At 63.8% G+C, this 25,789-nt stretch carries 23 protein-coding genes; 3 read left to right on the top strand and 20 right to left on the bottom strand.

What is annotated here, in order from left to right:
* Window positions 1-331: 331 nt before the first annotated feature.
* The 12 genes from JWR51_RS01470 to JWR51_RS01525 form a co-directional block, all read right to left on the bottom strand.
* A complete protein-coding gene (locus tag JWR51_RS01470) occupies window positions 332-2,230 on the bottom strand; it encodes an ABC transporter ATP-binding protein/permease (protein ID WP_299742686.1) in 1,899 nt (632 codons plus the stop codon).
* Window positions 2,230-2,550 (bottom strand): metalloregulator ArsR/SmtB family transcription factor, encoded by a 321-nt coding sequence (locus JWR51_RS01475; RefSeq protein WP_299742689.1) that lies wholly within the window; start codon window positions 2,548-2,550, stop codon window positions 2,230-2,232. The genes JWR51_RS01470 and JWR51_RS01475 overlap by 1 nt, the downstream gene beginning before the upstream one ends.
* A 105-nt stretch (window positions 2,551-2,655) precedes the next feature.
* Window positions 2,656-4,575 carry a LysM peptidoglycan-binding domain-containing protein gene (locus JWR51_RS01480; RefSeq protein ID WP_299742692.1) on the bottom strand — a complete coding sequence of 640 codons (1,920 nt, stop codon included), beginning with the start codon at window positions 4,573-4,575 and terminating at the stop codon, window positions 2,656-2,658.
* 113 nt (window positions 4,576-4,688) lie between these two features.
* Entirely contained in the window at window positions 4,689-6,305 is a 1,617-nt protein-coding gene (cimA, locus tag JWR51_RS01485) for a citramalate synthase (protein WP_299742695.1), read from the bottom strand.
* Window positions 6,306-6,311: 6 nt separating this feature from the next.
* Complete coding sequence (locus tag JWR51_RS01490) at window positions 6,312-6,812, bottom strand: GFA family protein (protein WP_299742698.1); 501 nt, start codon at window positions 6,810-6,812, stop codon at window positions 6,312-6,314.
* Complete coding sequence (gene pip, locus JWR51_RS01495) at window positions 6,809-7,771, bottom strand: prolyl aminopeptidase (RefSeq protein WP_299742700.1); 963 nt, start codon at window positions 7,769-7,771, stop codon at window positions 6,809-6,811. Before pip ends, JWR51_RS01490 begins: the two co-directional genes overlap by 4 nt.
* A complete protein-coding gene (locus JWR51_RS01500) occupies window positions 7,768-8,247 on the bottom strand; it encodes a GFA family protein (protein ID WP_299742702.1) in 480 nt (159 codons plus the stop codon). Before JWR51_RS01500 ends, pip begins: the two co-directional genes overlap by 4 nt.
* Window positions 8,244-8,585, bottom strand: a complete 342-nt coding sequence (locus JWR51_RS01505; protein WP_299742705.1) for an endonuclease domain-containing protein — start codon at window positions 8,583-8,585, stop codon at window positions 8,244-8,246. The genes JWR51_RS01500 and JWR51_RS01505 overlap by 4 nt, the downstream gene beginning before the upstream one ends.
* A 291-nt stretch (window positions 8,586-8,876) precedes the next feature.
* A complete protein-coding gene (locus tag JWR51_RS01510) occupies window positions 8,877-9,257 on the bottom strand; it encodes a VOC family protein (RefSeq protein WP_299742708.1) in 381 nt (126 codons plus the stop codon).
* Window positions 9,254-10,714 carry a cysteine--tRNA ligase gene (cysS, locus tag JWR51_RS01515; RefSeq protein WP_299742710.1) on the bottom strand — a complete coding sequence of 487 codons (1,461 nt, stop codon included), beginning with the start codon at window positions 10,712-10,714 and terminating at the stop codon, window positions 9,254-9,256. Before cysS ends, JWR51_RS01510 begins: the two co-directional genes overlap by 4 nt.
* Before the next feature lie 249 nt (window positions 10,715-10,963).
* Window positions 10,964-11,413, bottom strand: coding sequence for a cytochrome c (locus tag JWR51_RS01520; RefSeq protein ID WP_299742712.1), 450 nt, complete (start codon window positions 11,411-11,413; stop codon window positions 10,964-10,966).
* A gap of 89 nt (window positions 11,414-11,502) precedes the next feature.
* Entirely contained in the window at window positions 11,503-12,510 is a 1,008-nt protein-coding gene (locus tag JWR51_RS01525; RefSeq protein WP_299742714.1) for a fumarylacetoacetate hydrolase family protein, read from the bottom strand.
* Between the two features lie 135 nt (window positions 12,511-12,645).
* On the opposite strand from JWR51_RS01525, the gene JWR51_RS01530 reads away from it, so the two are divergent.
* Window positions 12,646-13,803 (top strand): DUF2865 domain-containing protein, encoded by a 1,158-nt coding sequence (locus JWR51_RS01530; RefSeq protein ID WP_299742715.1) that lies wholly within the window; start codon window positions 12,646-12,648, stop codon window positions 13,801-13,803.
* Here JWR51_RS01530 and gltX read toward each other — a convergent pair.
* The 3 genes from gltX to JWR51_RS01545 all read right to left on the bottom strand — a co-directional run bounded on the left by gltX (window position 13,748) and on the right by JWR51_RS01545 (window position 17,890).
* Entirely contained in the window at window positions 13,748-15,073 is a 1,326-nt protein-coding gene (gene gltX, locus JWR51_RS01535) for a glutamate--tRNA ligase (protein ID WP_299742717.1), read from the bottom strand. The genes JWR51_RS01530 and gltX overlap by 56 nt on opposite strands.
* Window positions 15,070-16,737 (bottom strand): NAD+ synthase, encoded by a 1,668-nt coding sequence (locus tag JWR51_RS01540; protein ID WP_299742719.1) that lies wholly within the window; start codon window positions 16,735-16,737, stop codon window positions 15,070-15,072. Before JWR51_RS01540 ends, gltX begins: the two co-directional genes overlap by 4 nt.
* A gap of 115 nt (window positions 16,738-16,852) precedes the next feature.
* Window positions 16,853-17,890 (bottom strand): hypothetical protein, encoded by a 1,038-nt coding sequence (locus JWR51_RS01545; RefSeq protein ID WP_299742721.1) that lies wholly within the window; start codon window positions 17,888-17,890, stop codon window positions 16,853-16,855.
* Between the two features lie 229 nt (window positions 17,891-18,119).
* Here JWR51_RS01545 and JWR51_RS01550 point away from each other — a divergent pair, with 229 nt between their 5' ends.
* Window positions 18,120-18,545, top strand: a complete 426-nt coding sequence (locus tag JWR51_RS01550; protein ID WP_299742722.1) for a response regulator — start codon at window positions 18,120-18,122, stop codon at window positions 18,543-18,545.
* Here the strand turns inward: JWR51_RS01550 and JWR51_RS01555 are convergent.
* From JWR51_RS01555 to rpiA, 5 genes are all read right to left on the bottom strand, one after another.
* A complete protein-coding gene (locus JWR51_RS01555; RefSeq protein WP_299742724.1) occupies window positions 18,542-20,455 on the bottom strand; it encodes a PAS domain-containing protein in 1,914 nt (637 codons plus the stop codon). The two genes, JWR51_RS01550 and JWR51_RS01555, sit on opposite strands and share 4 nt — an antisense overlap.
* A 110-nt stretch (window positions 20,456-20,565) precedes the next feature.
* Window positions 20,566-21,945 carry a class II 3-deoxy-7-phosphoheptulonate synthase gene (locus tag JWR51_RS01560; RefSeq protein WP_299742725.1) on the bottom strand — a complete coding sequence of 460 codons (1,380 nt, stop codon included), beginning with the start codon at window positions 21,943-21,945 and terminating at the stop codon, window positions 20,566-20,568.
* Between the two features lie 232 nt (window positions 21,946-22,177).
* Window positions 22,178-23,551 carry a glutathione-disulfide reductase gene (gene gorA, locus JWR51_RS01565; RefSeq protein WP_299742728.1) on the bottom strand — a complete coding sequence of 458 codons (1,374 nt, stop codon included), beginning with the start codon at window positions 23,549-23,551 and terminating at the stop codon, window positions 22,178-22,180.
* A gap of 68 nt (window positions 23,552-23,619) precedes the next feature.
* Window positions 23,620-24,141, bottom strand: a complete 522-nt coding sequence (locus JWR51_RS01570; protein WP_299742731.1) for a DUF2059 domain-containing protein — start codon at window positions 24,139-24,141, stop codon at window positions 23,620-23,622.
* Window positions 24,142-24,195: 54 nt separating this feature from the next.
* The gene (gene rpiA / locus JWR51_RS01575) at window positions 24,196-24,888 is read right to left on the bottom strand and encodes a ribose-5-phosphate isomerase RpiA (RefSeq protein ID WP_299742734.1); all 693 of its coding nucleotides are present in this window, start codon (window positions 24,886-24,888) and stop codon (window positions 24,196-24,198) included.
* 241 nt (window positions 24,889-25,129) lie between these two features.
* On the opposite strand from rpiA, the gene JWR51_RS01580 reads away from it, so the two are divergent.
* Window positions 25,130-25,723, top strand: a complete 594-nt coding sequence (locus tag JWR51_RS01580; protein WP_299742738.1) for a L,D-transpeptidase — start codon at window positions 25,130-25,132, stop codon at window positions 25,721-25,723.
* Window positions 25,724-25,789: the final 66 nt, after the last annotated feature.

Here is a 25,789-nt window from a genome sequence, read left to right on the forward strand (position 1 = left end):
AACGGCCGTGGGGAGTTTGGTGGGAGGGGAATGCGGTCGCGCGATCCCTGGGCCAGCGCGACGTTCGTCTCCTGAAACAATGGAGGCCACGTTCGGGCGGCCAGAAACCCCATCGCATGCGGCGAGATATGTCTCGCTTATCTAAAAAACCATGAGGCACGTCTCGCCGCATGCCGCAGTCTTTACAAAACCGTGGGCCAGCCAAGCCGCACGGCGCTTTGACACGTCCGCCTACCGACAAACCGCTTCCGCAATGCGATCGGAGGAGACCACAATCGCACCCATTGCCAGATGGCACGCCACCGCCCGAAAGCTGACGACCGGACGCCCCCTACTCCGCCGCCGGCAGCCCGCGCTTGACGAAGCCGTCCGGATCATTGGCGGTGCGCAGCAGTTGCTCCTCCGCCTCGGTGGCCTCGCGCTGGCGATCCCACATCTGGGCGTAGAGCCCCGCCTTTTGCAGCAGCACGATGTGGTTGCCGCGTTCGGCCACCAAGCCGTCGCGCAGCACCAGGATTTCGTCGGCGTTGATCACGGTCGACAGGCGATGGGCAATGACGACCGTGGTGCGGTTGGCAGAGACGATGTCGAGTGCCGACTGGATGTCGCGCTCGGTCTTGGTATCGAGCGCGGAGGTCGCTTCGTCCAGGATCAGGATGGCGGGCGCCTTGAGGATGGTGCGGGCAATGGCCACGCGCTGCTTTTCGCCGCCCGACAGCTTGAGGCCGCGCTCGCCGACCGGGGTGTCATAGCCCTTGGGCAGGGTTTCGATGAACGGACCGACCTGGGCCATGGCGGCGGCATTGTGCACCTCCTCCGGCGTGGCGCCGGGACGGCCATATTCGATGTTGTAGCCGATGCTATCATTGAACAGCACCGTATCCTGCGGCACCATACCAATGGCCGCGCGCAGGCTTTCCTGCGTGATGTCGCGCAGGTCCTGCCCGTCGATGGTGATCGCGCCCTCGGTCACGTCATAGAAGCGGTAGAGCAGCCGCGAAATCGTCGATTTGCCGGCCCCGGTGGGCCCGACAATGGCGACGGTCTTGCCGGCCGGCACTTCAAAGCTGACACCCTTGAGGATCGGGCGATCCGGATCATAGTGGAAATGCACATTATCGAAGCGGATCACCGGACCGGTCACCGACAGCGGCTTGGCACTGGCCTTGTCGGTGATCTCGGGCTTCTGGTCGAGCAGCTTGAACATCTCCTCGATATCGGTCAGCCCCTGGCGCAGTTCGCGATAGACGAAGCCGATGAAGTTGAGCGGGCGGTAGATTTGCATCAGGAAGGTGTTGAGCAGCACGAAGTCGCCCAGCGTCAGCGTCTTGTTCATGACGCCGAGCACGGCCAGCACGCCGATGATCAGGAAGCCGGAATAGAAGATCACCGCCTGGCCGAAGTTCAGGAAGCCCAGCGAGGTCCAGATGCGGATGGCGGAACGTTCGTAGCCCGCCATAGCCCGATCGAAGCGCTCGGCCTCCATCTTCTCATTGGCGAAATATTTCACCGTCTCGAAGTTCAACAGGCTGTCGATAGCCTTGGAATTGGCGTCGGTATCGCTGGCGTTCATGTCGCGGCGGATGCCGATGCGCCAGTTCGAGGCCTTGATGGTAAAATGCAGATACAGCCAGATCGTCACGATCAGCACACCCAGATAGCTGACGCCGAACATGGTGACGAAGATCACCGCCGTGATGATGAACTCGACGATCGTCGGGGCGATATTGAGCATCGTAAACCGCACGATGGTCTCGATACCCTTGGTGCCGCGCTCGATCACCCGACTCAGCCCGCCGGTGCGGCGCGCCAGATGGAAGCGCAGCGACAGGCGATGCATGTGGTGAAAGGTCTGCAGGGCCAGCTTGCGCACGGCATGCTGGCCGACGCTGGCGAACAGCACGTCGCGCAATTGCTGGAAGCCAGCGTCGATGACATTGCCGAGCACATAGGCCACCAGCAGCACCACCGGCACGGCCACGCCCATGACCAGCGCATTGTCCGGCGCGGTGCCGTCGAGGCCGTCGATAATGCCCTTATAGGCGAACGGAATTAGCGTGGTGGCGACCTTGGAGACCAGGAGCGCGCCGATCGCCAGCATGACCCGCAGCTTCAGGTCGGGCCGGCCTTCGGGCCACATATAGGGCCAAAGGTTCTTGACCGTATCCAGCAACGAACCTTCGTCCGCGCTCACCGACGGTTTCTTATCCCCGCTCTGTTCGATAGCCATTAAGCTGGTTCCGCTTCCCGGATAGTGCCGGTCGCCGTCAGACCCTGGAGCAGACCGGAATAGGCAGTGCCAAGGGCCTGCAGCCGGTCATGCTGGACTATGTAGCAATTGCGCGTGCCCCGGGGCTGGCGCACGATCAGCCCGGCATCGAGCAGCACCTTGATGTGCTGGGAGACGGTGGACTGGGCCAGAGGCAGGGATTCGGTGACATCGGCACAGCAGCACTGCCCCTGCTGCTGGGTCGCCAGGATCCGCAGGATATTGAGGCGCACCGGATGGCCCAGCGCCCGCATGATGGAAGCAATGTCGTCGTCGCGCATGGCACACTTCTTTGATCGGTGTTTTACGATAGAAGAAGGCACCGCCCGACGCAAGGTCAAACGGGGGCGGACGGCGCCCGAAGGCGCCGCCCGTCCCTGAAAACTCTAGTTGGCGTTGTCCGGCAGATCGAAAACCTGACCGGGATAGATCCGGTTCGGATTGCGGATCTGGCCGTTATTGGCCTCGTAGATCGTCGTGTACTTGATGCCGGCCCCATAAACGCGCCGGGCAATGGTCCACAGATTGTCGCCCCGGCGAATGATCGCCTTGCCGGACGCAAAGCGCTCCGTTTCCGGATCGCCGACCGCCACCGCCACCATTGTGGGCACGTCGCCTTCGACAGCCGGCTCAGCCGGCGTGGTTTCGGCAATCTGCACCTCAGGCTCGGCCGGCACCGCAGCCGGCTCGCTGGCAGCCACCGGCGCCGCAGGCTCGCTGGCCTCGGCAGGAACGGCTGGCACCGGCGTTTCGGCAACGGCGGCCTCGACAGGAGCAGTCGCTGCCGTATCCGGCTTGACCGCATTGGCGATCGCTACCGCAGGCTGTTCCGCCGGCTTGACGTCGGCGACAGCCACTGGCGGCACGACCCGGTTCTCGGTCTCGCCCGACTTATCCTCAGGCGTTACGGACGGCGCTACAGTATTTGCCGCAAGGTCAACCGGGGCGGCCTTGTCATCGGCGGCGGGCGGTGTGGTGGGAGCGGCAATTTCAGCAAGGTCAGACGCAGGAGCAGTTTCGGCCGGGGCGACCACGACGGGCTTGGCCGGCTCGGCCGCCGCGATTGCGGTCGGCTTGTCGGCTGGTATCTCGACCTGGAAATCGACTTCAGCTCGCGCCGTCACGTCGGCGGTTCCAGGCTTGAGCATATCAACGCGGATACGTTGGATCGGCTTGGTCAAGACCTTGCCGGCCTCGATCAGCCAGCGGCCATCGGCGACCGTGGCGTCGGCGATATATTTGCCGTCGACATAGAGCCGCATGACGGCGCCCTCAGGCCCGCCGCCGGCGAAGAACGACTTGTCACCCTCGATCTCGATGGCGTCGATGGTGGGCGGCACGCTGGTCACTGCGACTTCGGGCACGGGATTGGCAGGCACGGCGGGATCGACCGCCGCGACGGCGACGTCCGGAGTCGTGGCTGTAACAGGGGCCTCAGCGGCGGGAGCTTGCGCCGTCGCGGCAACATCGGGCGCCGGGGTTGCGGGGTCGGTCGCCGCAGGCACGGCGGCCTGGTCGGTTGCCGGAGTGGGAACAGCAGCAGGCTCGGTTGCCGGCGCCGCATCCGCCACAGCGGCCTCAGTGGGCGCAGCAGTGACCGCATCGGCGGCGGCCGGTGCTGCAGCATCAGGCTCGGCTGCGACAGGCGTATCGACGGCTGGCGTCGGTGTCGCTGGCTCGGCGGCAGCAACTGCGGTGGTTGTGCCGGGGGCCGGGCGTTTCAGGCCCTGCAGAATATCACTGGCGGCGCCGGGTGTGCTGGCGACCACAAGGGGTTCGGAACTCTTGTCGTCATTGACGACGACGACGAAGGATTCTGCGGCGCGACCTTCCTTGCCGGCCTCGGCCAGCGTCAGCTCGGTGCCGCCCGGCGGGATTGGCGCGTCGGGGACCAGGACCCAGTCGCCGCTGGCTTCGACCTTGGCCTTGCCCAGCAATTGATCGTTGGAATAGACCTCGACTTCGCTGCCCGGCGTGCCGCTACCGGCGATGACCACCGAACCGTCGGGCTCTGCCCGCAGCAGCCCGAAGGTTGCGGCGATCAGCGTATCCGGCGCCGTCTTGGCAGCCGGCGTTTCGGCCGGTGGCGTCACATCGAGCTCGGGCTCGGCGACCGCAACCTCAGGCTCAGCCACCGCAGCCGTCTCGGGCGCAGGAGTTGCCGGCGCAGTCTCGGCAATGGCGACAGCCGGCTGTGGCAGAATGCCGACATCGACCATCTTGCCCCGCAGGCACATGCCCATGCCATCATCGCTGTTGAAGCAGTTGACAACGGAGGGACCGGCAAGCACGCCGACGATGACCAAGAGAGTGACCGCGGCCGCTCCGAGTGTCAGAGCGAGAGGTTGTTTCGGTGCGGTGTCGGCCAGTTTGTCCTCCAGGACGATAAGCTCGGATACGTCATCGGTATCGTCGCCGATTAAGCAGTTGTACCTGTTGTGGCCTGTGCCGCCGCAGCCTTCAACAGTTTATATGTAATCGATTCATACAGCGCCTCAAAGGACGCATCAATGATGTTGGGCGACACGCCGATCGTATACCAGCGCTCTCCCGTGCCATCGCGGCTTTCGACCAGTACACGGGTGACCGCGCCCGTGCCGCCGTCCAGAATACGCACTTTGAAATCGACCAATTCCAAATCTTCGATATCGCGCGAATACTTGCCGAGATCTTTGCGCAATGCCAGATCGAGTGCATTGACCGGACCGTTACCTTCGGCCACCGACATCAGCAACTCGTCCTCGACGCGGATTTTGACCACCGCCTCGGTGACAATGGCCTCCTCGCCCCGCGCATTATGGCGCAACTCGACCGTGGCGCGGTAGCTTTCCACCTGGAAGAAATCGGGCAATGTGCCCAGCACTCGCCGGGCCAGCACGGCAAAGGAGGCATCGGCGCCGTCATAGGAATAGCCGATCGCCTCGCGCTCCTTGACCGTCGCCAGCAGTGATTCGAGGCGCGGATCGTCCTTGGCCAGCACGATATCGTGGCGCGCCAGGGCGGTCAGCAGGTTGGATTTACCGGCCTGCTGGCTGACCATGATGGCGCGCTCATTGCCCACGCTTTCGGGCGGCACGTGCTCGTAGCTCGAGAAATCCTTGAGCAGCGCCGAGGCGTGAATGCCCGCCTTGGTGGCGAAGGCCGAAGCACCGACATAGGGCGCCTGCCGCGCCGGGGCGCGATTGAGTCGGTCATCGAAGGCACGGGAAATCTGCGTGAGCCGTGCCAGTCGTGCCGCGTCGATTCCGGTCTCCAACTTATCCGCGAAGGCCGGCTTCAGGACTAGAGTGGGGATCAACGTCACGAGGTTGGCATTGCCGCAGCGTTCACCGATCCCGTTCAATGTCCCCTGGATTTGCCGCACCCCGGCCTGCACCGCCGCCAGCGTATTGGCGACCGCCTGGCCAGTATCGTCATGAGCGTGAATGCCCAGCTTGCTGCCGGGTGCGACGGCCAGCACCTGGCCGACAATCGCGGCGACTTCGGAGGGCATGGTGCCGCCATTGGTGTCGCACAGCACCACCCAGCGGGCGCCGGCCTCGATCGCGGTCTTGACGCAGGCCAGCGCATAATCCGGATTGGCCTTGAAGCCGTCGAAGAAGTGCTCGCAATCGATCAGCGTTTCCTTGCCGGCAGCGACGCTGGCGAGGACGGTCTCCTGCAGGTTGAGGAGGTTCTCTTCCAGCGAGATTTCCAGCGCTATGGCGACCTGATGGTCCCAGGTCTTGGCGACAAAGCAGGCTGCATCGGCCCGGGAATTGAGGATGCCCTGTACGCCCGGATCGTTGGCGGCCGAGCGCCCTGCCCGCTTGGTCATGCCGAACGCGGTGAAGGTAGCGCGGCTGGTGCGCTGCTGGCTGAAGAACTCGGTGTCGACCGGATTGGCGCCCGGATAGCCGCCCTCGATATAGTCGACGCTAATCTGCTCCAGCAGCGTGACGATGGAAATCTTGTCCTCCAGCGAGAACTCGATGCCGGCCGTCTGGGCGCCGTCGCGAAGCGTGGTGTCGAAGATATAGAGGCGGTCTTTGGTCATGATACTCTAGTTCGGCTGCGGCCAGGTGGCCGTGTCGTGGTCAGGATGCTGGTGATTGCTGGCCTTGATGGCCGCTACGGTTTCAACACCGTCGTTCTCTTCGATGGTGCCGACCTGTTCGCCGGCATCGAGATGCGCAAGCGACGGATGCCGACCCTCAAGGCCCATCTGGTACAGGATCGGGATGCGATGCGGCTCGTCGAACGCGCCGATGCTCAACGAGACATGCTGGCTTTCGACATGCCGGTAATAGAGCGGCGTACCGCATTGGCTGCAGAAGCCGCGGTCGACATTGGCAGAGCTGCGAAAGTTCGACGGTGTGCCACGCGTCCAGGTCAGGTTCTCGTGCCGCACGCCAACCAGCGCGGCGAACAGATTGCCCACCGCCTTCTGGCACATGCGGCAATGGCAGATATGAGGATTGTCGCGCAGTTCGGTGGCGTGGAAGCGCACCGCGCCACATTGGCAGCCGCCGGAATATTCGTGGAAGCGATAGTCTTCGTTCATATGAATTCCCCTCCGGCAAAACGGTCGGTGGCCAGGATCAGCTCATGCAGGATACCGGGCTGGCTCAACGCATGGCCGGCGTCCTCGACCCAGTGGAACTCAGCCTCGGGCCAGGCCCTGTGCAGGTCCCAGGCGGTCACGGGCGGGGTCGCCATGTCGTAGCGGCCCTGCACGATGACAGCGGGAATATCGCGCAGCAGGCCAGCATTACGGATCAACTGCCCCTCATCCATCCAGCCCTCATGGACGAAATAGTGGTTTTCGATGCGCGCGAAGGCCAGGGCAAAATGGCCGTCATAGAAGGCGTTGCTCACCGACGGGTCGGGCAGTAGGGTCAGCGTTTCGCCTTCCCAGGTCGCCCAGGCCTTGGCCGCCGCGAGCTGTTCGGCCTCGTCATCGCCCACCAGTCGGCGGCGATAGGCGGCGATCATGTCGTGACGTTCCGCCTCGGGGATAGCCGCGAGGAAGGCTTCCCACTTGTCGGGAAAAATGTTGGAGGCGCCTTCCTGATAGTACCAGAGCAGTTCGGCCCGGCGCAGGGTGAAGATGCCGCGCAGCACCAGTTCACTGGTGCGATCGGGATGGGTCTGCGCATAGGCCAGCGCCAGCGTTGAGCCCCAGGAACCGCCGAAGACCAGCCATTGCTCGACACCCACCATGGCGCGCAGCTTCTCGATATCCCCGACAAGGTCCCAGGTCGTATTATGCTCAAGCGAGGCGTGCGGCGTGGATTTTCCGCAACCGCGCTGGTCAAACAGGAGGACATCGTAGCGCGCCGGATCGAATACGCGCCGCTGGTTCGGGCTCAGGCCGCCGCCGGGCCCACCATGCAGGAACACCGCCGGTTTTGCGCCGGGCGTGCCGACGCGTTCCCAATAGACCATATGGCCGTTGCCGACATCGAGATGGCCCGAGGCGTAGGGTTCGATCTCGGGGTAATAGGTGCGCAGATGGCTCAAATGGCGTCTCCCTTGGGCGGCCAGTCGTCGGTGTCATGATCGGGGTGCTGGTTGGAATGGATACCGGCGAGGAAATCGCGCCATTCGCCATCATTGCCGCGCACCGGCAGGCTGGTCAGCCCGTCGAAGAACGACAGCTTGTCGGCCGGATTGACCTGAATGCTGGGCGCAGCAAGCTCCGGATCATCGAAGGCGCCGATCGCCAGTTCCAGCCCGAAGCGGGTTTCATAGGCCAGGGGCGTGCCGCACTCGCCGCAAAACGCGCGGCGGGCGGCATTGGAGCTCTGGAACCATTTCGGCTCGCCCCGGGTCCACTTGGCGTCGTGTGCGGTGATCAGCGGCCCAAAGAACCCGCCGAACGCCTTCTGGCACATGCGGCAATGACAGATCGAGCCCCGGCCGAGAAGCCGGGCGCGAAAGCGGACGGCACCGCATTGGCACCCGCCGGTAAGGTCAGCGGGCTTGGATTGGGTCATGGCATCGGCTCCTGCAAGGCGGCCCATACGGCTTCGAGGATGTGTTCGGGGCGAGCGAGAATGTCGTTGTTCCAGAAGCGGAGGAGGCGGAAGCCCTGTGCTCGCAGATAGGTGTCACGCGCGACGTCGTACGCATTGTCAGCATGCTGGCTGCCGTCGAGTTCAACAATCAGGTGCGACGAAAGGCAGACGAAATCCAAAATGTAGTTGCCCACTGGATGTTGACGCCGGAACTTGTGCCCGTCCAATCGCCGGTGGCGTAATATCTGCCAGAAACGATCCTCGGCCTCGGTCGGCTTATGGCGCATGGATTTGGCGAAACCCCGAAGTTTGGGCAATTGTGGTGTTCGCCAATCGCTTCGAGCATGCCCGCGCGCAGACCCCTCACCCGCCCTTCGGGCACCCTCTCCCTCAAGGGGCGAGGGCTGGCCGGCATTTGGGACTGCCTCGGCATTCATCCGCGGCGCCAGCCCACCCTCGCCCCTTGAGGGAGAGGGTGGATTTTCCGCGTCCAGCGGAAAATCCGGGTGAGGGGTTGGTCCCACAAACACGGAGCCAACCTTCTCCCCTCGTGGGAGAAGGTGGTCCGAAGGACCGGATGAGGGGGCCTGTGGGCTCACCATCAAGCTCTATTCAGCCGCATGGCAGACGGCTTCGATATTGTGGCCGTCCGGGTCGATGACATAAGCCGCGTAGTAGGTGGGTGTGTATTGGTCGCGGATGCCGGGGCCGCCATTGTCGCTGCCACCGGCGGCGAGGGCCGCTTTGTAGAAGGCGTCGACGGCGGTGCGGGTTGGGGCGGCGAAGGCAACGTGGACACGGTCCTTCAATGCTTCACCGGAATTGACCCAGAACTCGGGACGCTCAGCGCCGTAGCCGATGACCTGGCCGCCGGGATATTCGAATTCTGCCGCACGCTTGATGCCGAGTGGTCCCAGGGCGGCGTCATAAAACGCGGCGGACTTGGCGAAGTCACCAACGGCGTATCCCATGTGATCGAAAATGCTCATCGCTTGATCTCCCATTTGGTTCGGCGTTCACCCGTCTCGGGGTCCTTGGAGTCCATCAGGGCAATGCCCTGCTCGGCTAGTTCAGCGCGGATGCGGTCGGCCGTGGCGAAGTCCTTGTTGGCCAACGCCTCGCCGCGAGCCGCGACCAACCCGTCAATCTCGCCCTTGTCAGTGATTTCACCCATCGCAAGCCGGCACGTTTCCCAGAAAGATTCCATATCGAACCCTAGGAAATGCAAGTCAGAGGCCAACTGCGCGGCCTCCGACGCACTCGATGGCCTGGCTGTGCGGTCGAGAAACGATAATGCTAGATGACTGTTCAAGTCGTCGCTCAGCGCGGCAATTAACTCCTGAGATGGAGGCAAGTATGCCCCGGTGCCGTTGAGATGTTCCCACCAACTCGTGGGCATAGGCGAGTGCTCGAAAACGGCTTCATACCATTGCTTCAGCTTCGCTTCAGAAAGCTGAAGCTGGGCGACGGTAAAATCGATGGGCTGCCGATAGTGCGTCATCAGCATGGCCAGCCGCAACACCTCGCCGGGCCACTTGCGGCCACCGAAATCCGTCGTCTCCAGCAATTGGGCGATGGTGAAGAAGTTGCCGAGCGATTTGCTCATCTTCTCCCCCTCGACCTGGAGGAAGCCATTATGCATCCAGACATTGGCCATGGCATGGGTGCCGTGGGCGCAGCGGGATTGGGCGATTTCGTTTTCATGATGGGGAAAGATCAGGTCGAGCCCGCCACCATGGATGTCGAACAACTGGCCGAGATAGCGCTCACTCATCGCCGAGCATTCGATATGCCAGCCGGGGCGACCACGGCCCCAGGGGCTGTCCCAGCCCGGCTCTTCGGCCGAGGACTGCTTCCACAGCACGAAATCAGCCGGGTTCTTCTTGTGGGCGTCCACCGCGACACGAGCGCCGGCGAGATTGTCCTCGGGATTGCGGCCGGAGAGCTTGCCGTAATCCGGCATGGAGCCGACCTCGAACAGCACCTCGCCATTGGCCTCATAGGCGTGGCTGCGTTTGATCAGTGCGGTGATCAGCGTTTGCATCTGCTCGATATTGTCGGTGGCGCGCGGCTGGATCGTCGGCTCGAGGCAGCCGAGCGCCGTCACGTCGGACTGGTATTGCGCGGCGGTCTTTTCGGTGACCTTGCGGATCGCCTCGTTGAGATCGAGACCGGGAAAATCGCGCGCGGCCCGGGCGTTGATCTTGTCGTCGACGTCGGTGATGTTGCGCACGTAGGTGACGTGGTCCGGCCCATAGACCTGGCGCAGCAGCCTGAACAACAGGTCGAAGACGATGGCCATGCGGCCATTGCCGATATGGGCGAAGTCATAAACCGTCGGCCCGCAGGCATACATGCGCACATTGGCCGCATCGATGGGAACGAAGGGTTCCTTCTTGCGGGTCAGGGTATTGTAGAGCGAAAGCTGCGGCGTTCCCGAGGTCATATGAGCGTCCTGGCCATGCGGATAAGCAGGCGGTGCGCTCTTCTTGGGTCAGGAAATTTGCATGAAGAAGACCGCGCCGCCAACGAGTGGTTAGCAGGTAATAATGCAGCCGTTAATGGGATTAACGCGAAGGGTCTTCATGGCGCGAGATTGGCCGCGGGGCCAACAAAAATCAAGCGCAAATCGGCGGACAAAAAAAGGGCGGCACTCGCGTGTCGCCCAATCGCTTTGGAGGCGATAGGAAAAGGATCAGCCGCGGAAGGCCTCGTGGCACTGCCCGCAGGTACCGCCAAGGGACTTGAGCGCGGCGGCATAACCTGCGGCGTCGCCGGCCTGGGCGGCGGCAATGCCGGCCGTGGCTGCGGTCTTGCCCGATTCAAGGATAGCGTTGAAGCCGTCCCAATTCTGCCAGATCGCCGGCAGCGCCTTGCTGTTACCGACGATGGAGCCTTCGGGGAACAGGGCAGGAATGTGGGTGTAGTTGGTCAGAATGGTTTGCAATGCAGTCACCGCCGCGTCGCCGGTCAGGTCGGCGGAGCCCTTGAGGATGCCGCCGTCCTCCTTCATCAGAGCCTGCCGCATGGTCACGGCTTCGTCGGGGGAGGTTGGGGCCACAAACGCTTCCTGGGCGAAGGCCGAAACCGCGCCAACGGTCAGCAGCCCGGCAATCGCCATGGCGGAAATCTTCTTGATCGACACGAGTGCACCCTCAACGCGCTAGAACCGATCGCAGAGTTGCACGGCTTGTATGACGCCCCAACCCTGCACACGGCAATGTTATCGAACAATCAGCGTGTTAGCAGGGCGACGCGCTGCTCGATATCGCCGAACACGGTCTGTCCATCGGCCCCTACCGCGCCGATGCGCACGACGTCGCCGGGCTTGAGAAACGGCGTCCGCGCCTTGCCATACTTGATCTTCTCGACGGTGCGCGCCTCGGCGATGCAGCCGAAGCCAATGCCGTCGCGCTTGATCGGCAGGCTTTCTTCGTGATGGTTGGCGATGGTGCCCGAGCCGATAATGGTGCCCGCCGCCAGTGTGCGGGTGCGGGCGGCCTCGGCGATCAGCGTGGGAAAATCGAAATGTACGTCGACGCCGGCATTGGGCTGGCCGTAGAGGGCATCATTGACGGTGATCCGCACCGGCAGATGCAGGCGATTGTCGCGCCAGGTACCGATCAGTGCATCGGGGGTGATGACGATAGGAGCAAAGCTGGTCGAGGGCTTGGCGTGAAAAAAGCCAAACCCGTTCTGCAGATCGTCGGCCACCAACCGGCGCAGCGACACGTCGTTGCACACCGTGACCAGCCGGATGGCGGCGGCGGCCTGTTCACGAGTGGCGCGCATCGGCACATGGCCGAGAATCACGGCGACCTCGGCCTCGAAATCCAGCGCCAGCCCGTCCTCGGGAATGACAATGGGATCGGTCGGGCCGGACAGGGAATCCGAGCCGCCCTGATAGAGCAGCGGACGCGTCGATTGCAGTTCGGCGTCGATGCTGCCCTGCAAGGAGCGGACGCGCTCGAGATGGCCCATATAGCCGGCGCCGTCGATCCACTGATAGGCGCGCGGCAGCGGGGCCATGGCGGAGGCGGGATCGAATGGCTGGCCGGCGATGGCGCCGGCGTCGAGTTGCGCGCCTAGGGCAGCCAGCGCCGGGGTTAGCGCGTTCCAGTCATCCAGCACCGCCTGCAGGGTCGGGGCGATCCGGCCGGCCGAGACGTAGCGCTGCAAATCGGTCGAGACCACGACGAGCTGGCCGTCGGGGCGGCCATTGCGAAGTGTTGCAAATTTCATGCGGCCAAGCCTCGTCGCGGGGGTGTGACAGGAGCGGTGCTATCACGACAGCGCCGCGGGGACTATACTGTTGCATAGTGACTCGCGCCTCGTTTAAGCCGAGTTGGCTTTGCGGCGAACAGACGGGAATTGATGGTGACGATTGCTCGAAATGGCTGGCGGGCCCTGGCGGCCCTGCTGGTCGCGGTAATTTGCGTCGGGCTGGACGCCAATGACGCCTATGCGCAATCGTCCAGTTGTTCGCGATTGCAGGCAGCGCTACGTCAGTTCGATCGCAACGGCGACTTCCAGAACATGCAGAGCAATTCGGGCAATGCGCGCGGGTTGCAGCAGCAGGTGCAGGACGCCGAGAGCTCCTATATCCGCAATGGCTGCAATGCGGACGCCAAGGCCGGCCGGGTGCTGTCGCGGCAGTGCCAGCAGATGGGTCGCGATGTGCTGCGGCTGCGCGAGCAGGCGGCCAACGTGAACCAGTCGGTGGAAACCGCCAATGCGGTTGCGCAGCAGCGCGAGGGCATCCTGCAGGAGCTGGCCCGCTTCGGCTGCGGCGCCAACCAGGGTTCCAGCGCCACCATGACCACTGATCGCCAAGGCGTGTTCGACCGCATTTTCGGCAGCACCTCCGAGGGCGATTTCAGCGATGGTCAGATGATGGAGGACGGGAGCTATTGGGGCTCGGGCGGCTCCACGGTGCGCACCGTCTGCGTGCGGATGACCGACGGCTATTTCTGGCCGATCAGCTATTCGACACTGCAGGAGTACCTACCCAACGACTCGGCAATGTGCCATGCGCAGTGTCCCAACACGCCGGTCGATCTCTATTTCTACGACAATCCGGGGCAGGACACCGAGCAGATGCGCAATATGGCCGGCGCGCCCTATACGGCCCTGCCCAATGCGTTTGCCTATCGCGAGGCCATCGATACCACGAGCACCTGCAACACCAAGCCGGCAGGCGGCTCGATCACCAGCGTTTCGGCGCCGGATGGGGAAACGCGCAGTATCGTGGCGGTCGGGGACGCCAACTTTCCGCTGCCCATGCGCGATCCGCGGCGGCCGATGCCGACAGAGATAGTGACGCCCGCCGAGGTTCCGGTTCCGGCCGCGACGGTCGCCATGCTGGATATTCCCCTGCCCCGGCCGCGCCCACCCGGTCCCGGCGAAGCGCCCGCCGTCAAGGCTGTGGTTCAGAACGCCGATAGCGAAATGCGGTTGGTGCAGTTCGGCGACAAGGTGGTCAGAGTAGTCGGTCCAGACACGCCTTACGCCCAACCAGCGGGAGCAGGCTCTTAAGTTCGGGCCCATCGTGCCGGCCGGTCAGCGCCATGCGCAGCGGCAGGAACAGGGTCTTGCCCTTACGGCCGGTGGAGGCCTTGAGCGCGTCGGTCCACTGAGCCCAGGTATCGAGCGACCAGGGTTCGGCAGGCAATAGATCGCGGGCGGTGGCGATGAAGTCGCGATCCTCGTCCGCGATCACCGAGGCAACCGGGCCAGTGATTAGCTTGGCCCATTCGGCAACGTCATCGAACTTCGCCAGATTGTTGCGCAACAGCAGCCACAGGTCCTCGCCTTCGAGGCCGAGCTTGGCCAGTCGCGGCTGGGCGGTCTCGTAGCTCATCGCGTGCAGGATGCGGGCATTGAGGCTGTCGAGTTCGGAGGGATCGAAACGGGCGGGACCATGGGAAATGGCGGAGAAGGCGAGCTTCTGCGCGATCTCATCGAGCGAGGCATAGGCCTCGATCGGCAGCGCGGTGCCCGTCAGGGTGGCCATGATGGCGACGGCGATGGACTCGTAGCCCTGCTCGCGCAGGTCGCTGATCGAGAGCGAGCCGAGCCGCTTGGAGAACCCCTGCCCTTCGGCATCGGTCAGCAGGTTGTGGTGGGCGAACTGCGGCACCCTCCCGCCAAGCGCCTCGAAAATCTCGATCTGCGTACCGGTGTTGGAGACATGGTCTTCGCCGCGGATCACGTGGGTGATGGCGAGGTCGATATCGTCCACCACGGAGGGCAGCGTGTAGAGATAGCTGCCGTCGCCGCGCACCAGCACCGGGTCGGACATGGAAGCGGTATTGACCGTCTGCGGACCCTTGATGAGATCCTCGAAATGCACGGGTTTGCCGTCGAGCCGGAAGCGCCAATGCGGCTTGCGGCCCTCGGCTTCCAGCTTGGCGCGATCGGCGTCTGTCAGGTTGAGTGCCGCACGATCGTAGATCGGCGGCTTGCCGAGCGCCCGGGCACGCTTGCGGCGGCGGTCAAGTTCATCCTCGGTCTCGTAGGCAGGGTAGAGACGGCCGGAGGCCTTGAGCTTGGCCACCGCCGCGTCGTAGAGCGCGGTGCGCTCGGACTGTCGCACCAGCAGCGATGGGGTGATGCCGAGCCAAGTTAGGTCGACTTCGATGCCGTCGGCGGATTCGCGGGTCGAGCGAGCGAGGTCGGTGTCGTCCATGCGCAGCACGTATTGGCCGCCATGGGCGCGGGCGAAGAACCAGTTCAGCAGCGCCGGGCGGGCATTGCCGAGATGGATGCGGCCGGTCGGCGACGGGGCGTAGCGGACAATGGTCATCCCTTGGTCCCGTCGCGATAGCCGTTGGTTATGGGATAGCGGCGGCCCAGCCCAAATGCCTTGCGCGTCAGCTTCGGCCCAGGTGCCGACTGGCGGCGCTTATATTCGGCGATATTGACCAGCCGCTCGATGCGCTGCACCAGCGCCAGATCGAAGCCCGTGGCAACGATCTCGCCGATGGACAATTCCTGCTCGACCATTGCCTCGAGGATCGCATCGAGCACCGGATAGGGCGGCAGGCTGTCCTGATCCTTCTGGTCCGGACGCAGTTCGGCGCTGGGCGCCTTGTCGATGATCGGCTGCGGAATGACCTCGCCGGTCGGGCCGAGGCAATCGCCAGGGCGATGGCTGTTGCGCCAGGCGGCCAGACGGTAGACTTCCATCTTGAGCATGTCCTTGAGCGGATTGTAGCCGCCATTCATGTCGCCATAGATGGTGGCATAGCCGACAGCCATTTCGGACTTGTTGCCGGTGGTGAGCAGCATCGAACCCAGTTTGTTGGACACCGCCATCAGGTAGACGCCGCGCATGCGCGACTGGATGTTCTCTTCGGCCAGATCGGTCGGGCGATTGCCGAAAATGGGCGCGAGCTCATGCAATGCGTTGTCGACCGGCTCGCCGATGGCGACGACGTCGTAGCGCACGCCGAGGCGCTGGGCACAATCCTTGGCGTCAACGAGGCTGGCCTCGGAGGTATAGCGATAGGGCAGCATGATGCAGTGGACACTGTCCGACCCGAACGCGTCCACCGCCAGAGCGGCGACGACAGCGCTATCGATGCCACCGGACAGGCCCAGCACGACCTGCTTGAAACCGTTCTTCTGCACATAGTCGCGCAGGCCCAGCACGCAAGCGAGCCAGGGCGCTTCGTCGACCGAAGTCAGCGCCTTGACCTCACCCTGGACGCAGGTCCAGCGGTCGTCGCGCCGTTCCCAGTCGGAGACAATGAAATCCTCGGCAAAGGAATTTCCCTGGAAAACGATCCTGTTGCCCGGCTCCACGGCGAACGACGCGCCGTCGAACACCAGCTCGTCCTGGCCGCCGACCTGGTTGAGATACAGCATCGGCACGTCGTCTTCTTCGACGCGGGCGCGAACCAGCTTGTAGCGGGTGCTCTGCTTATCCTTCCAATAGGGTGAGCCGTTGGGGCAGAGCAGGATTTCGGCGCCCTCGCGCACCAAGTGTTCACAGACCCATTGGTGCCAGATGTCCTCGCAGATCGGGATGCCGATGGAGACGCCCTTGATGGTCACCGGATGCGCCAATGGACCGGGTTCGAAATACCGGCGCTCGTAGAACACATCGGTATTGGGCAATTCGCGCTTGAGCCGCGTGGCGATGATGGCGCCATTTTCGGCGACGGTGACGGCGTTGTGCAGTCCGCCCTTGTCCTGCCAGATGGTGGGCAGGATCAGCGATACCGGGGAATTGGCGGTGGCGGCGACCAGCTCATGGGCTGCTGCAATCGCATCGACGACGAATTGCGGCTTGAACAGCAGATCGTCGGGGAAGTAGCCGGTCAGGAACAGCTCGGAGAACATCAGGATATCGGCGCCCGCCGCTTCGGCATCGGCCAAGGCCTTGCGGGCGAGGTCCAGATTGGCGGCCAGCGCGCCGACCTTGGGATTGAGCTGCGCGAGCGCAATGCGGAGGCGGTCTGTCAATTTGGAAAGCCCGTTGGCTATTGGAATTGCCGCATGTCGGGCTTGCCCGAATGCGCGCAAGACTTATCCGCTCACCCCCGCGAGGGCAAGCGGACAACGGCATGGCTGATGGTCGCTAGAAGCGGCCGGAGAGTTCGACAAGGGCACCGTAACGGAACATCGAGAACGGGTTGTTGTCGCTGATGAAGGTCTGCCTGGCCAAAGTGGGAGCCGTATAGGGAGCAGCGCCGCCGGTCGGACCATTGATCACCACCCGGTCATAGGTCGCGTCATATGCGCCCTGCAGATAGGTGGCTCGGCCACCGAGCCTCAGTGTCAAATTGTCGGTAGGATGGAAGCCAACCAGCAGCTTGCCACCGACGCCATAGGCATAACCGTTGATCGAGGCAGCAGAAGCCTGCAGCGCCGTCGTTGTATTCGGCCCACCGCCGAATACGCCTGCCCCGCCCGCGCCGTAGGCACCGTACGTGCCACTCACCCAAGCATAGGGCGTTACTGTCGCCTCGCCGGTCAGGTCGAACGCACCCATATCGGCTCGCCCGGCCACGCCGATTTTGGCTTCGTGAATCTCGAAATTGTTGATCTCGCTGTCGCCGCCGACGCTCCAAGCGCCGGTGGCCGGCGACCAGCTGATATCGGAGGCCGACTCCGCTGTGGTAAAGTTGGCGCGGCCGGTATCGGGGCTGTCATTGGTGTATTGGTAGCCGACGACCGCACCCAGGCCGACGCCGCCTTTGGGGTCGCCGAAGGGCAGCCAGCCAAAGTCGGCACCGACATAGCCAAGCCGGGCGGCCGGCATGGAGAACTCGGCTCCGCCATTGGTCGAGTAGGTTCCTTCATGGGCGATGCCGTAGCCTGCGGTGGCCTCGACGAAGGTGCTGGTGCTATCGTCATCGATGCGCACAAAGGCTTCGCCCGAATGGGTCTTGGAGTCGATGGTTTCCGAGTTCGGGCCGACCGAGAGGTTCATCTGACCGAGGGAATACCAGTAGCGGACGCCGGCCTCGAAATGCAGCGGGTTGTCGTCGCTGTTTTCCCAGCTATCAGGATAGGCAGGCCGTAATTCGGGATAGTCGTTATAATCGGCCGCCAGCGATGGCGTAACGACACTCAGTGCAGCGATCGCGCAAACGCAACTCAGCGAGCGGGGCATGATGAAAACTCCCGTACAATTAGCCTTATCGGCCTCAACAAAATTATTGAACGATTAGGGTTAATGTTCCGCTAAACGCGCAATGTCAGGAGGTTACGGGGTTTCTGTTGGCCGGCGCCGATCAGGAAGTTGTGTAAAACTCGTTGAATGGCTGCCATGAGGCAACTGATAGGACAGTGACGAGTTTGCCCTCTGCCGCAAGGCGAAGACCCACTGAAGGTAGAGGGCTATGAACTATAGGATACTGGTGGTCGAAGACGAGATATTTGTCGCGGCCGAGATCGAGCAGGTCATCGCCGAACTGGGACACGAGCCGGTCGGCATCGCCGCGGATCGGCGCAGCGCCTTGAGCCTGGCGCCCGATACGGACATCGCCCTGGTCGATCTTAACCTGCAAGATGGCCCCACCGGCATCGCCATCGGGCGCATCCTGGCGCAGACGCATGGCGTGACCGTGCTGTTCATGACCGCCAATCCGGCGCAACTGGGCGACGGCATACCCGGTACGCTCGGCGTGCTGCCCAAGCCGGTGTCGGATCGCGAACTCAAGCAGGCGCTGGACTTCGTGGTTGCGCATCGCCGCGATGGCGACGGTCACCCGCCGCGCCGGCTGCAATTGTTCGGCTGGAACGGGCCCATCGTCGCGGGCGCTTAGCCCGCCTCGCCGCTCTGCAGCTTGGCCGGGCGGCGCAGTGCCTCGAGGGGAAGAATTGCCTCGACGCGCAGCCCATCCAGCTCCCAAATCCGCTCGAGCTGGCCCCGCAACTGCCCCTCAACGCTCAGCGCGATCACGCGCGAGCCAAAACCTTCCGGCAAATCACCCGTGGCAATGGCCGGGCCGCCGATTTCCTTCCAGGACAGATGATAGCGATCCTCATTGCGTGCGCCGGTCAGCACGATGCGGCCCTCCGGCGTCGATAGCGCACCGTATTTGGCCGCATTGGTCGCCAGTTCATGCACCAGCAAAGCCAGGGGCGTGGCGGCACCCTCGTCGATCTCGGCATCGTCGCCCAGGAATTCAAAGCGCGATTGCCCGTCCTGACCATAGGGCGTCAGCAATCGACTAATCAGGGCCCGGAGCGAGGTCTGGCTTTCGCCGGGGCGGGACTCCTGACTATGGGGCCGCACGAAATCATGGGCCTCCGCCAAAGCAAAAATCCGCTGGCGCAACTGGTCGGCAAACGGCTTGATCTCGGGTTGGCTGCGCGCCGAGAGGCCGATAATGCCGGTCAGCACGGCGAAGATGTTCTTGATACGATGGCTGAGTTCCTGGGCTACCAGCTCGCGCTCTTCGGCGGCCAGTTTGGTGGCATGGATATCGGTGCAGGTACCGAACCAGCGCACGATAGTCCCGTCGCTGTCGCGGATCGGCAGGGCCAGACCGAGCGTCCAGCGATACTCACCGGTATGATGACGCAGGCGATATTCGATCTGGTAGGGCTCGCCCGTTGCCAGGGAGTGGTTCCAGGCTGTCCAGGCGCGCTCCCGGTCGTCCGGATGGAACATGCCGTTCCAGCCTTCGCCATCGGTTGAGCCGATGGGAACGCCAGTAAATTCGTACCAGCGCGCGTTGTAATAGTCGTGGAAGCCGTCCGGCAGCGTTGACCACACCATTTGCGGCATGGTGTCGGCCAGCGTGCGAAAGCGCAGCTCGCTCTCAGCCAGGGCCTCGGCTATGCGGCGCTGGGCGGTGATGTCGACCACGACACCGGGGAAGCGCACCGCCCTGCCCTCGGCATCGAGGCGCGCCCGGCCGGAGGCGACCACATAGCGGACGACTTCGTCAGCGCCGCGCAGGCGATATTCGGAATGGTAATCGGCGCCTGTGGCCAGCGCGGTGCTGATCTCTTCGGTGACACGCGGCTGATCGTCGGGATGGATAGCACCGACGAATTGCTCGATCTCGACGCCAAGGCCGGCGCGCAGCGGATCAATGCCGAACATCAGCGCAAAGCGGTCGTCCGCCGTCACCACATTGTTCAGCACGTCCCAGTCCCAGGTGCCCACGATGTTGGAGCCGCTCAGCGCCAGCGACAGCCGCTCCTCACTGCGGGCCAAGGCGCGCTCGGCGAGCACGGCGTCGGTGGTCTCATGGACGACGCAGAAGGTCCCGATGGCCAACCCGTCATCGCCATAGATTGGACTATACTGCAGGTCCATCCACGCCATTTCGAGCTGTCCATGCCGATCCAGCGTCAGCTCCTGATTGCGTAGCGTGACCGCTTCCCCGCGAAAGCCCATCGCGATCTTGTCGCGATTGAAGTCTGAAACCTCCGGCCAGGCGGCTTCTGCCGCCATGCCAAAGATTTCAGGATGCCGGTCGCCGGCGAAATCGGCATAGGCGTCGTTGTAGATCAGGATGCCGCGGACACCAGCCAGGATCACCATGGGACTGGACGCTGCCATGATGACGCGAACGGCGCCCTTGAGACTGTCGGGCCATTCGGGAATGGGGCCGAGCGGGGTCGCGGCCCAATCGAAGTCATTGACCAGCTTGAGCGTCGGGCTTTGCTCGAGCCGGGCGCGAGTCTCGGGAGAGGCCGTCGGAAACAGGGATTTCGGCATTGATGAACTCGGGCCTCACACACAAGACAGCGGGCAGAGCATCACATCAATGTGAGCCGCACCGTTGAGGCAACGCGCGGCCCGGCGGAGAGTTCGATGGCGCGCGGGCTTTATTCGCCCGCCGCCAGACGTGGCCGTGCCGGCTGCTGATGGCCCACTTCCTCGGCAACGAGGAAAGCCAGTTCCAGGGCCTGGCTGGCATTGAGGCGCGGGTCGCAATAGGTGTGGTAACGGTCCGACAGCGAGGCCTCGGTGACCGCCGACATGCCGCCGACGCATTCGGTGACGTCGTCGCCGGTCATCTCGATATGCACGCCGCCCGCATAGGCGCCGAGCTGGCGGTGGATTTCGAAGAACGAGCCGACCTCGGACAGCACCCGATCGAACGGGCGCGTCTTGTAGCCGTTGGAGGCCTTGATGGTGTTGCCATGCATCGGATCGGAACACCAGACCACGGTGCGGCCGGCCTTCTGTACGGTCTCGATCAGGCGCGGCAGATGCTCGTTGATCTTGTCGGAGCCGAAGCGGGCGATCAGGGTGATGCGGCCGGCCTCGTCCTGCGGATTGAGGCGGTCGAGCAGGCGCAGCAGGTCATCGCTGGCCAGTGTTGGGCCGCATTTGATGCCGATGGGGTTCTTGATGCCGGCAAAATACTCGACATGGGCAGCATCGGGCTGGCGAGTGCGGTCCCCGATCCAGATCATGTGGCCCGAAGTGGCGTACCAGTCATTGGTGATGCTATCGCGGCGGGTCAACGCTTCCTCGTAGCCAAGCAGCAGGGCTTCGTGGCTGGTGAAGAAGCTGGTCTGGCGCAGTGCCGGGGTATTATCGGGATTGAGGCCAAGCGCCGCCATGAAGGTGATGGCGTCATCAATCTTGCGCGCCACTTCCTCGTAGCGCGTGTTCCAGTTGGAGCCCTTCATGAACCCGACCGTCCATTCGTGGATGCGCGTCAGCTCGGCATAACCGCCATAGGCGAAGGCGCGCAGCAGGTTGAGCGTCGCGGCTGACTGGCGATAAGCCTGCAGCATGCGATCGGGATCGGGCACACGGGCCTTTTCATTGAACTCGATGGCGTTGATGATATCGCCGCGATAGCTGGGCAGTTCGACGCCGTCGATGATCTCGGTATCGGACGAGCGCGGCTTGGCGAACTGGCCGGCAACGCGGCCGACCTTGACCACGGGCTTGGACGCGCCATGGGTCAGCACCACAGCCATCTGCAGAAAGACGCGGAAGAAGTCGCGGATGTGATCGGCGCCGTGTTCGGCAAAGCTCTCGGCGCAATCGCCGCCCTGCAAGAGGAACGCCCTGCCCTCGGCCACCTCGGCAAGCTGATGCTTCAGGTCGCGGGCCTCGCCGGCGAAAACCAGCGGCGGGAATTTCCTCAGCTGCGCCTCGGCCGCCTCCAGCTTCGCGCTGTCCGGGTAGACCGGCACCTGCGAGATGGGCTTCTGTCTCCAGCTTTGCGGCGTCCAAGTCGTCGGCATAACGCGTTTCTCCCGGTCGGCGGGGGGTCTAGCAGGGGATTGGGGCGATGCCAAGCCGAGCGCGGCCTCGTCTTTGGTCGCGGGGCCTTGGGGTCCGGTGGCTGTGGACCCTCACCCCTGTCCCCTCCCCCTGAACAGGGGGAGGGAGACCCTCTCAACGGCGCCAGCGTTTTCGTCTCCCTCCCCCTGTTCAGGGGGAGGGACGGGGTGGGGGGCCACGGCCACCGGCGGACTAAACCTTGACCCCACCCCGATATACGTAGCTCGGCTTCTTGAACGTCACGAGTTCCTCGGCGGCAGTCGGGTGCATGGCGATGGCTCGGTCGAAATCGGCCTTGGTGGCGTTCATGCCCATGGCGATGGCCGCCATCTGGATGATCTCGGCGGCGCCTGGTCCGATGATGTGGACGCCGAGCACCCTACCGCCATTGGCGAGGGTGATGAGCTTCATCATCATGCGGTCGGACTTGGTCGACAGCGTGTTGATCATCGGCCGGAAGCGGGCGATGTACACGTCGATATCGCCATGCGTCGCCGCGTCGTGCTCGGTTAGGCCGATGGTGCCGACCTCGGGCTCGCCGAACACCGCTTCCCCGATCAGTGAGTGATCGACCGCAATCGGGTTGTCGTTGAATACCGTCTCGGCGAAGGCCTGGCCCTCGCGGATGGCGATAGGGGTCAGTTGCGCCCGGTTCGTGACGTCGCCGACGGCGTAGATCGAGGGCACGCTGCTCTGCGAATAGGCATCGACGGCGATGGCGCCATCCTCGTTAAGGGCGACGCCGACCTCTTCGAGGCCGATGCCCGCCGTGTTGGGGGTGCGTCCCGTGGCGAACATCACCGCGCCGTAGGGCGCATCGATGCCGTCCGAGAAGCTGACGGTGATGTCGTTGCCGGTTTCCCTGAGGCCGAGCACGTTGGTCTCGTAGATGATCTTGATGCCGCGCGCCTCGAGGCCGGCTTCGAGGCCGGTGCGAATGTCCTCGTCGAAGCCGCGCAGCACCCGCTCGCCGCGATAGACGATGGTGGTGTGGACGCCGAGGCCGGCGAAGATGGTCGCGAACTCCACCCCGATGAAGCCGCCGCCTTCGATCAAGATCGAGTGCGGCAGCTTTTCGAGGTGGAAGGCCTCGTTGGAGGTGATGGCGAGTTCCTTGCCGGGAATATCGGGGATGTAGGGGTGCCCGCCGGTGGCGACGAGAATGGTCCTGGCGGTGAGTTCGCGGCCGGACTTGAGCAACTTGACGCTGTTGAGCCCGGTGAGCACGGCGCGGTCGCGGATGATCTCGGCGCCCGGCCCTTCCAGCCCCGCGACATAGGCCGCCTCGAGCCGGGCGATTTCCTTGTCCTTGTTGGCCACCAGTGTCGGCCAGTCGAAGCTCGCGTCGACCGTCCAGCCGAAGCTTGGGGCGATCTCGAACATGTCCTTGAAGCGCGAGGCGTAGACAAAGAGTTTCTTCGGGACGCATCCGCGGATCACGCAGGTGCCGCCGACGCGGTATTCCTCGATGATGGCGACCCGCGCCCCGTATGTCGCGGCCACCCGCGCCGCCCGCACGCCGCCGGAACCGGCGCCGATCACCACAAGATCGTAGCTGTCGCTCATCGAATACCCCCGAACGTAAAAAGGCCCCGCGCGACGGCGGGGCCTTCAATCAGATAGGGCGCGTCGGCTCAGGTGTCGATACCCTTGGCCTTCAGCTCGGCACGGACCCTCGCGAAGAACTCGGTGTTCAGGTTGGACGAAAACACATCCATGATGCGGGTCATGGTGCCGCTCATCGCGGCGTTGGACTTGGCGAGCTTGATGCCGGTCGGCGTGGAATAGAAATCGACGATCTGCTGCAGCTCTTCCTGGGTGAAGGAGAGCGCGTAGACGCGCGCGAATTGGTCGAACAGCTCGCCCTTCTTGCCCTTGTAGGTGGAGATCACCGTCTCGATGGCGGTGTTGAGCGGCTCGGCGATTTCCGGGTTCTGCGGCAGCAGCTGCTTGTAGGTGTTGATGCCGGCCTGGACAACGCTCGCCTCGTAGAGGCCGCCGGTGTCGGTCAGGTCGACATACTTGCGGGCCAGCGCCAGGTGCTCCGGCGAGATTTCCGTCTGCTGGCTCACGGCCGGCAGCGCCACGAAGGCGGAAAGGATCAGCGACAGCAGCGCGGCGGCAAGCATCGGCGCGCGCTTGAAAATGGTCGTCATCGGCTTAGTGCCCATCTGGTTGTGTTACCCTCACTAGCCCTATCCGAGCGGCTCTCAGCCGTCCAGAACGTCGACGCCCTCGGGGCCGGCCACGTAGGCCCGCTTGCACAGGCCGATGAACAGGCCGTGCTCCACCACGCCCGGAATGTCGATCAGGGCTTTCGCCAGCGCTTCTGGCCGAGGAATGCGGCCAAAAAATGCATCGAGGATGGCGTGGCCGCCATCGGTGACCAGCGGGGTGCCATCGCTCCCGAGGCGCCGCCGCAGCCCGCCCTTGGCGTTGAAATCGGCCATCACCACGCCGATCGCCGCGGCAGTGGCGCCGAGGCCGAAATGGTTGACCTCGATAGGGAGTGGGTACCGCCCGAGGGTCGCGACGCGCTTTGATGCATCGGCGATGACGATCATCCGCTTCGAGGCCGCGGCGACGATCTTTTCGCGCACCAGCGCGGCGCCACCGCCCTTGATCAGCGTCAACCCCGGGCCAACCTCGTCGGCGCCGTCGACGGTGAGGTCGAGCTCGGGCGTGGCGTCGAGATCGGTGAGCGGAATGCCGAGGCTGCGGGCATGCGCTTCGGTGCCCGACGATGTCGGCACGCAGAGGACTTCCAGCCCATCCCCAACGGCACGGCCGATCAGGTCGACGAAGTGCTTCGCAGTCGAGCCGGTGCCAAGGCCGAGACGCATGCCGCTTGTGACTTCCGCCATTGCTGCAGCGGCAGCCCGGTATTTCTGGTCATCGATCACTCAGCATCCCCTCCCCGGTCGGCGCGGGACTAGGAGAGGCGCAGGGGACTGTCAACCCGGCTACTCACGCAGAGGTGAATAGAAATGTCGCATCGGGGCAACACAATGTGGCTGTGGTGTTCGGAGTTTGTCCGAATCATGGCATGGCACGTTCACGGCCTGTCGGGAACAGTTTATCAACCATAGGATGATTGGCTCGCTGAACAGGGCCGACTTCGTCAAGAGGCGTAGTTTGAAGAACATGTCGAAAACAAGAATAGCGATTGCCGCCTTTTTGTCGGCGATCCTCAGCGTTTCGGTGGTTGCACCGGCCGCGGCAGCCCGCATCTACAACCCTGACACCAACGTCTGGGAGGAATCGACAGCGGTCAAGGCGGGGACCAGGCGCGGCAAGGCGATCCCCCGCCAGATCGTCGACTACGAGACCAAGTTCAAGCCGGGCACCATCGTCGTCGAGACGTCGGAGCGCCGGCTTTACCTGGTGCTCGCTGACGGCAAGGCAATGAAGTACGGCATCGGCGTGGGCCGTGACGGCTTCCGCTGGTCGGGCCAGCACAGGATCACCCGCGTGGCCGAGTGGCCGGGCTGGACGCCGCCGGCGCAGATGCGCAAGCGCGTGCCGGACCTGCCGGCCTACATGCCCGGCGGCCCGGACAATCCGCTCGGCGCCCGCGCCCTCTATATCGGCTCGACGCTCTACCGTATCCACGGCACGTCGGAGCCCTGGACCATCGGCCAGGCTGTGTCGTCCGGCTGCATCCGCCTTACCAACGAGGACGTCACCGACCTCTACGAGCGCGTGAAGGTCGGCGCCCTGGTGGTCGTGCACCAGTAACGGCCCAACACCCAGGCTTGATCGGGCCGGTCCCTCGGGGCCGGCCCTTTTGTATTTTACGGATGC

Source organism: Devosia sp., assembly GCF_028290625.1.
Lineage (GTDB): Bacteria > Pseudomonadota > Alphaproteobacteria > Rhizobiales > Devosiaceae > Devosia.